Genomic DNA, 7,027 nt, shown 5'->3' on the forward strand with positions numbered 1-7,027 from the left:
TATCCTACTTGATCGGTATCGGGCGGCCGGGGAACCGACGACCGGGCAAGGGCAACCAGATCGGATTCTCCAGACCTTTCTGGAGTTCGCGCCACCGTCTCTCAGCTTCCCACTGCCGCTCCTGTTCGCGCTGCCTTACCGCTTCCTCACAGTTGTCACACTCATCCAGCACCACGAACTCACTATATTCAGCACCGTGCCGGTCAGCGATATCTTCATATGCCCTGGCCTTCGCCGCATCATTCGGAAACTTGTCTCCCGGAAATTTCATGTCGTACATATGGGTCATCTGGCCGTTCTCGACTTTCACCACGTCGAGCCAGCGGGAGCCACGCACGTTGAACCATCGCGTACCGCCCCAGGGCGCCCGGCGGGGAACCTTGGGAATGTCGTGTTCCTCTCCCTGCAGGATGACATTGCCGGGCGGTTTGTCCGGGAATGTGTTGTTCGGATTGTTCGGGTCCCAGAAGCCAAGCTCGGAAATATAGCCGTAATTAGTGCGCGGATCGCCGACCGGCATGCTGCTGCCAAGGACCGTGTTCGGATATTGCGCCTGGATCGTCGCATCGACACAGCGCTGGTAGCGGCCCGGGCTCGCCTCGTCGTCGCGCGGCAAAACCTGATCCATCCATTCAAGCCCCTCGGTAACGCTGTTTCTCGGACGATGCAGCGCATAACAGCGGCAGCCCACCTCGCAGAGATAACGTTCGGGATCGCCTTCGGGCAGATCGGTCTTGTAGCCGCCGACCGATACGGTGTTGCCCTTGTTAAGCAGCATCTTGTCGGTAAGGCGCGTCACCGCGCGGCCTTGCATGAATACGTCGGGAGACCAGGACAGGAAAGTGGCCTCATGCAGATGCGTGCCGGATTTGACCCCTCCGGACGAACCGGGCTCGTCACCGATCGATTTGGCGAACCGGGAGCCGCGCACGCCATTCATCGCCCCGCCATGCGAAAACACCGTGGTGGTGCCATCGGCGAGGTCGTGGGCGAATGCGGTATTCGTATACGGCACGGGCACAGGCTTGGGCGGGGTCAGGCATACATCCGGCAGCGTCGAGCGGACATAGCCATTCGAGTTTTTATGGCAGAGTGTAATCCCGTTGATGCGGATTGTTTCCTTCATGCGTCTATCCTGCCGGTTTCCATGTCGCGCTGGACGCTTTCCACAATTGTCGCCGCTCTCAACCCGTCGCGGGAACTGGCGGACAGAAGGCTGTAGAGAAATTCCTCGCCCCCCGGCTCCGCCTTTTCTACGCGCGATCCGGGCGCCGGCCCAAGCGCAAGCGCCGCCATCACAAGCCCGCTCGCGGCCCCAAGGTCACCCAGCTGAAGCGCCGGGATTTCCGCCCTGTCGGAGAGGTCAGCCATTTGCGCGGCGTTGGTTGTGATCGCATATCCAAATTCCTCGGCGCGGACGCGATCACCATTGAGATCGACAATGAAGCGATCCGGGGAAAAGCCGCCTTCGAGGAGGGCCCCATAACAGCTCGCAAGGGCGCGGCCCATCAATCCGCGCTCGGGATCAACGGGGCTTTCAGGCTCTTCCATGATAGAAAGGCGCGCAATCCGGCCGAGCCGCGTATTGTCTTCCGGCCCAAGCGCCAGCACAGCCGCAGCTTCACCGGGAACCATGCCGTAGGGGTTGTCCCGTGTCAGCAGTTCACCGTGATAGGCCAGACTGTCGAGCATGTCCGAGTGAATATAACTGTCGACAACCGCAACAAGGACAACTCTATCCGTTCTCCTCACGATTTCCGGACCATCCCGGCCAACAAGCTGCAGGCTTTCCGCCTGTCCGCCAAAGGAAACGGAGAGGCTCTTCACCTGCGTCAGAGGGGTTTGCTTAAGCCTGGCATCAAAGGCCTCGGCGACAACCCCGCCCTCCATCCAATAGGGCAGCAGCAGAAGCATCGCATAATCCGCGCTTTCCTGCCCCCGCTGCGCCAATTGCGCAAGGCAATCGGCAAGCGCGCAGGACAGTAATTTTCGCAGCCGCTCGACATAGTCCCGCTCTTCCGTCAACGGATAGACCGGCGCAAGGGTCGGTGGTCGCCCGTCCGCCATCACCAGGTTGCGGTCCTTCTCGGTAAACCGTTCGCCACGCGAATAGGCGGCAATTGCCGTTTCAAAATTTTTGCCCGCCGGACATGTCAGACCGGCCGCCAGAATTGAAACCGCTGCCCTCATGAAACGACCCCGGCCATTTGCCTCAATCGAAGGAAAGAGACTTCAACGTCCTGATCGCGCCCGCCACAGGGCACATGGGCGTTCCATACCAGATCCACGAGACGCTCATCGCCCGTGATTTCCACCTGAACGAGCCTGAACCTGTGCGTCAGCGTCTTGCCGGCGATCCGAGTGTCCGCTTCGAGGATACATTGTGGCAGGCGAAATGCGTAACCGCCTTCCGGATGAAGCCCTTCCAGTCGTACCGGTTCGCCACCACGCAACTCGCCGGGATAGATTTGATCGACCGGCGCGGTCTGGTGGAAATTTTCCGAGAAATCGGAAGGCAAAAGCGGCGACCTGTGTTTCATCCACGCTTCATCATAGGTGCCGGCGTGGATACGCCGCGTTGCCCAGGCCGGCTGAATCGCGCCGAACCCGACCGGCTGCGAAAGCGGACGGCCGGGATGGAAGACATCGGCGGGAGCCGCGATCTGCGGCATGGCCAGTTCCGCACCCTCCGGCGCGCGCTCGAAATGACGGGACCAGCCCCGGCCAATTGGATTGGCTTCGCACTCGGCGCCATCGTCATCCGCAAAGAGATCGCTTCCGCCGAGCGAACGCGTCCATGACAGTTCGACGCGTGAAACCCGCTCTCTTTCGGCAGCCTCCCAGCCGCGCCTTTTTTTGATCATGCGCGCTTCGCCCGTGACGGCGGCCTGCTTGGTCATTGTACCGACAGCAACGGTGACATCGATGCTATCCAAAGGCTTTTCGTCCAGTGCCACAGCCGAGCCATGGAGAAGAATATCTGCGGCGGGCCTGAAAGGTGCGAAATCAGCATCCGCGAGGAGCTCATTTGCCTCGGCGTCACGATAGGCCGGCGAGAGCCGGACAGGCTGCGGCTCGAGAAGATCAGTCATGCCGTCGGGACGCGCACGAAACCGCCCGCGCACGGCGACACACCAATATTCCTTTCCATCACGATCCCGAATGAAATAACCGTCCGCGGAGAAAGGCGTGTTGTTGCTGACTGCCCACATGCCGGTCAGTTCAGGTCGATATAGGCGGCGTCCAGTGCGATATTCTGGCGAGCCGTCTGGATGATTTTCTTGCCTTCCACTCTGACGACTCCATCAGCACCCAGCACGATGCGGGCTTCGCCATTACGGATTGCCAACGCACCGGAACCGTCAAACTCGATCATCGCCGCAAGCTTCAGTAGCTTGCCCCAGACGTCCTCCGATAACGGAAGAGCTTGTGCCAACAGCGCTTTACGATCAGGGATTTGATTCATGCCTGCGAACTCCCTCTAAATTCACCCAGATGGAAGGCCGATCCCAAAATGAGCGGCACTTCCAGCGACCACAGATCTCTATTTCAGTTGTTTCACCAAACCTTCTTCGATGGTACGCGTAACGAAATCGGTATGGATCATTGTTGCAACGTCCTTCGGCGCAGCAGGAAACGCAGTAAGCGAAGCCACTGCGGTGACAACGCCTTTCCCGACACTCAATACGGTCCTGGCACGTATCTTCTGTTCGCTGCCCTGGAGAGTAACGATGTCGATGAAACCTTTGTCCACGTCACCGACTTTTTCGCCGGGAACGAAACTGACGTCCTCGTCCAACTTGAAGCCCACGTCCGGCATGAGATTCTGCAGCTCTATTTCCACCACTTTGGCAGCGAGTTGACGCAACTGGTCGTCAGTTGGCGACACGTCCGACTTGGGCGTTGGAAAGGCGAACAGGGATACGGCCGCGTTTCCGTCCGGATCATTGGAATTTGTGAATATCGCTCCCGTATAGGACGGATTGGGATCGCTGTTCTGTGTCAGTTTTTTCCATCCATCCGGCAGGCGCGCGGAGTAGACCGTGCCGCCACTCGACGGCAATTTTTCCCAATGCATCGAGCCTTCAATGCTGTCAGCCGTTTCGTTGTCGAGCTTCAAAGCTCCGAAAAATTGCCCGATCTGGGGTTCGACGCGGGCGGCCTCCTCTTCTGCATAGCCGGCACGCACAATGAGCAGAGACTTGTCCTCGCGCCAAACCGCAACCCTCTCACGGCGGTTGAATCCATTATCCGGCCCGAGGGCAAACACATCGCCAGCATCGCGACCATGTTCCTTCATCGCGGCGACCGAAGGTGCCCATTCTTTCGCGAAGAGCCGGGCGTAATCGACCCCACGGGCAACCTTTTCCGGTTTGATCTCGGCGGTGATGATCTGGATTTCGAAATGATCGCGATTGGCGGGATCATAGCCGATCGTCTGCAGGGTAACATTGTCAAAGGTTTCGTACTTGTCCCATTCGGACAGTGCCCGCTGTTCCTTGAACCACATGAACTTGTCGATCTTGACCGAGTGAAAGTTAAGATCCTTGGCGTCTTGAAATGTATATGGCTCGGACGCCTTCGCTGTGGTGTCGAGGGTCAAACGGCTCGTATAATCTTCAGCCATAACATCCAATCCAATTGCGGTCGTCATTAAAACCATCGCCGAAAAAGACAGTCGGCGCAGCACCAAAAATAGAGGCTTCAACGTTCGGTTCTCCGTATCATTTTCCCCACCATCCCTTGACGAGGTCTGCCGCCTTATCAAGACCCGTCAGGCCGCCAGACACTTTCGCGCCGCCACCCACGCCCAAGCCAAGTTTTGCGCCGACTTCGGCGCGCGCCTTGCCCTTTTTCACGCCAGCTTCAGCAGATGCCTCAGCCTGAGCGCCAACAGCTCCCTGCAACTCACCGCCAACACAAACACCTATATCCCATTTGTCCTCGATGAGCTGGTTGTGCTCTTCGAACAACCAGTTCCACGCTTTGATGACAGGGTTGCCGACACGGCTTGGCGTCAGGCAGAGTTCTCCGTTGACCGATCCCTCGATGACATTGGCCTTGGCGGCAAGTTTCAGTGTTCCCGTTACCTCTTCAGGGTTACCGACAAAGGCAACCTCGCCCTCAAGCTCTCCTTTCAGCACCGCACCTTTCGCGGCGCCGGAGATGACCTGGTCCTTGAGAACTTCGACCTTGCCCTGGGCGGCGGCGGCACTGGCTTTTGCGCTTAGTTTGGCATCAATTCCGCCTTTGGTGACAGAAAAACCGGCCTTTCCATCACCTTCCAGTGCTCCGAGTTTGTATTCTCCTGAAGCCCAATCCTTTGCCGGGTCGCCAAAGCTGTCTCCGGCCAATTTTTTATCGGCTTTCCACCAGGTAAATTCGGCAACCTGGAAATTGCGTTCCTTCCATTTGCCGCGCCAGTCAGTGTCGTGGGCGGTCTTTCCGTCCGGATTGCGGCGTGTGTAACCCGAAGCAAGATACTCTCTCACGCCCCGTTGATATTTCTTGCCGACGCCCGCGTCCTTGTAGTCCTTGCTCAGCTCACCAAATTTCCAGGCGTTTTCCTTGGTCTCGTTTTCACGTTCTTTCTGGGGAAGGAGCTTGTTTGCGCTGGACGATCGTCCGAAAAGCACGGTCTCGTCCACAGCCGGTATATATTCGCACATTCCGCCGTTGGAATTGAACGACTGCTGGGGCGCATCTGCGCGATATGGCGGCGTGATCCGCGGAGATACCGGAAAAAACGGATGACGCTTGAATGTCGACAGGTCGGTTTTCAACATATCCAGAACATTGTCGTCGTCATATGCGGAAAACGGCACACCCAGCATGCGAGACGGCGGCAATCCTGATGGTTTCTCAGCCATGGCCTACACTCAGTTCTGTGTAATCTGGTCGGCTTGGAAATGAATATGCTTCCCTTGAATCACGATATGCCCCTCGCGCGACATCGTCAGCATCGAGTTCTCTCCCACCTTGATCGTCAATTGTTCGCCTACCCGAATGTTCATGATGCGCCCGATATCCGTATCGGAGCGCCCCCGGACGATGACACTGTGAGACTTACCCACCGTCGTTTGATAAGTGTGTCCAACGACCGTCGATTTCGCCCCGCCGACAACTTCCGAGGACCCGATACCAACGACCTGCGAGTGATTTTTCTCCACGAAAAGCTGGAAATTCCCTTTCGCGAAATTGAATGGGTCCGGGATCTTCATTTTGCCCAACGCAGCGCCAACCTTGTCGAAGACGAGCTTCGTCTTGTCCCTCAGAAGGTTTGACAAGGCATTTTCACCTACCGCAATCGACATGTTGCCGGCGATCACCTCATCATGGTCGCCGCCAACTTCCGTCGATTTGTCGTTGGCCACGAGTTCCGATTTATCGTGTCCCACGCGTTTGGAATAATCGTTCAGAATTTCAAAATTCGTGTCCTTCTGAGCGTGGAGAAATACCTCCTCCTGCTCCGCTTCGTCCTCAAACCGCAATTCGTTGAATCCGGACCCTTTGTGCGTATTGGTGCGGAACGTGCTGCGCGTCTTGTTCGCCGGCAGATCATAAGGAACGGTCTGCCGCGCATTCGGCACCACGCCGGTCACCAGCGGCCGGTCCGGGTCGCCATCGACAAAGGCAACCATGACCTCCATGCCGATACGCGGAATGATCTGGCCGCCCCAGGTGGAGCCCGCCCAGTTCTGCGCCACCCGCACCCAGCACGTATCCGTGCCGTCCTTCTTCGCCTTGCGGTCCCAGGGGAACCACAGCTTGATGCGGCCATATTGATCCGGATGGATTTCCTCGCCTTCGGGCCCGGCGACGATCGCCACCTGCGTGCCTTCGATGCGCGGACGCTTCGTCGTCCGGTGCGGCGTCAGCGGCACGCGGGCCGGGATCGCCTCGAAGTGGTTGCGATACTCCGGCTCGTTGCTGTTTGTTTCATAGGACAGGTCGACGATGCTGTGGCTTGCCCTGATGATCACATGCTCCTCATAGGCATGTTCGGGATGGGCGACCTCGTAAGGCG

7 protein-coding genes are annotated in these 7,027 nt (G+C 58.0%); all 7 read right to left on the minus strand.

The window, feature by feature from the left end; translation table 11 throughout:
* Nucleotides 1-4: 4 nt before the first annotated feature.
* Complete coding sequence (locus QD336_RS20340; protein ID WP_499171969.1) at nt 5-1,126, minus strand: DUF4150 domain-containing protein; 1,122 nt, start codon at nt 1,124-1,126, stop codon at nt 5-7.
* On the minus strand, nt 1,123-2,190 hold the full coding sequence (locus QD336_RS20345; protein ID WP_499171970.1) for a hypothetical protein: 1,068 nt from the start codon (nt 2,188-2,190) through the stop codon (nt 1,123-1,125). The genes QD336_RS20340 and QD336_RS20345 overlap by 4 nt, the downstream gene beginning before the upstream one ends.
* Nucleotides 2,187-3,212, minus strand: a complete 1,026-nt coding sequence (locus tag QD336_RS20350) for a DUF2169 family type VI secretion system accessory protein (RefSeq protein WP_499171971.1) — start codon at nt 3,210-3,212, stop codon at nt 2,187-2,189. Before QD336_RS20350 ends, QD336_RS20345 begins: the two co-directional genes overlap by 4 nt.
* Nucleotides 3,213-3,217: 5 nt before the next feature.
* A complete protein-coding gene (locus tag QD336_RS20355) occupies nt 3,218-3,466 on the minus strand; it encodes a hypothetical protein (RefSeq protein ID WP_499171972.1) in 249 nt (82 codons plus the stop codon).
* 78 nt (nt 3,467-3,544) lie between these two features.
* The gene (locus QD336_RS20360) at nt 3,545-4,708 is read right to left on the minus strand and encodes a hypothetical protein (protein ID WP_499171973.1); all 1,164 of its coding nucleotides are present in this window, start codon (nt 4,706-4,708) and stop codon (nt 3,545-3,547) included.
* Between the two features lie 16 nt (nt 4,709-4,724).
* Nucleotides 4,725-5,870 (minus strand): hypothetical protein, encoded by a 1,146-nt coding sequence (locus QD336_RS20365; protein ID WP_499171974.1) that lies wholly within the window; start codon nt 5,868-5,870, stop codon nt 4,725-4,727.
* Nucleotides 5,871-5,879: 9 nt separating this feature from the next.
* A partial coding sequence (locus QD336_RS20370; RefSeq protein WP_499171975.1) for a type VI secretion system Vgr family protein occupies nt 5,880-7,027 on the minus strand: 1,148 nt, incomplete at its 5' end.

The sequence above is a fragment of the Rhizobium sp. BR 250 genome, assembly GCF_047445855.1.
Lineage (GTDB): Bacteria > Pseudomonadota > Alphaproteobacteria > Rhizobiales > Rhizobiaceae > Agrobacterium > Agrobacterium tumefaciens_I.

Coding starts and splice junctions, on each gene's coding strand:
- QD336_RS20365 (WP_499171974.1), bottom strand. CDS start 5,870: ATGGCTGAGAAACCATCAGGATTGCCGCCGTCTCGCATGCTGGGTGTG.
- QD336_RS20355 (WP_499171972.1), bottom strand. CDS start 3,466: ATGAATCAAATCCCTGATCGTAAAGCGCTGTTGGCACAAGCTCTTCCG.
- QD336_RS20345 (WP_499171970.1), bottom strand. CDS start 2,190: ATGAGGGCAGCGGTTTCAATTCTGGCGGCCGGTCTGACATGTCCGGCG.
- QD336_RS20340 (WP_499171969.1), bottom strand. CDS start 1,126: ATGAAGGAAACAATCCGCATCAACGGGATTACACTCTGCCATAAAAAC.
- QD336_RS20350 (WP_499171971.1), bottom strand. CDS start 3,212: ATGTGGGCAGTCAGCAACAACACGCCTTTCTCCGCGGACGGTTATTTC.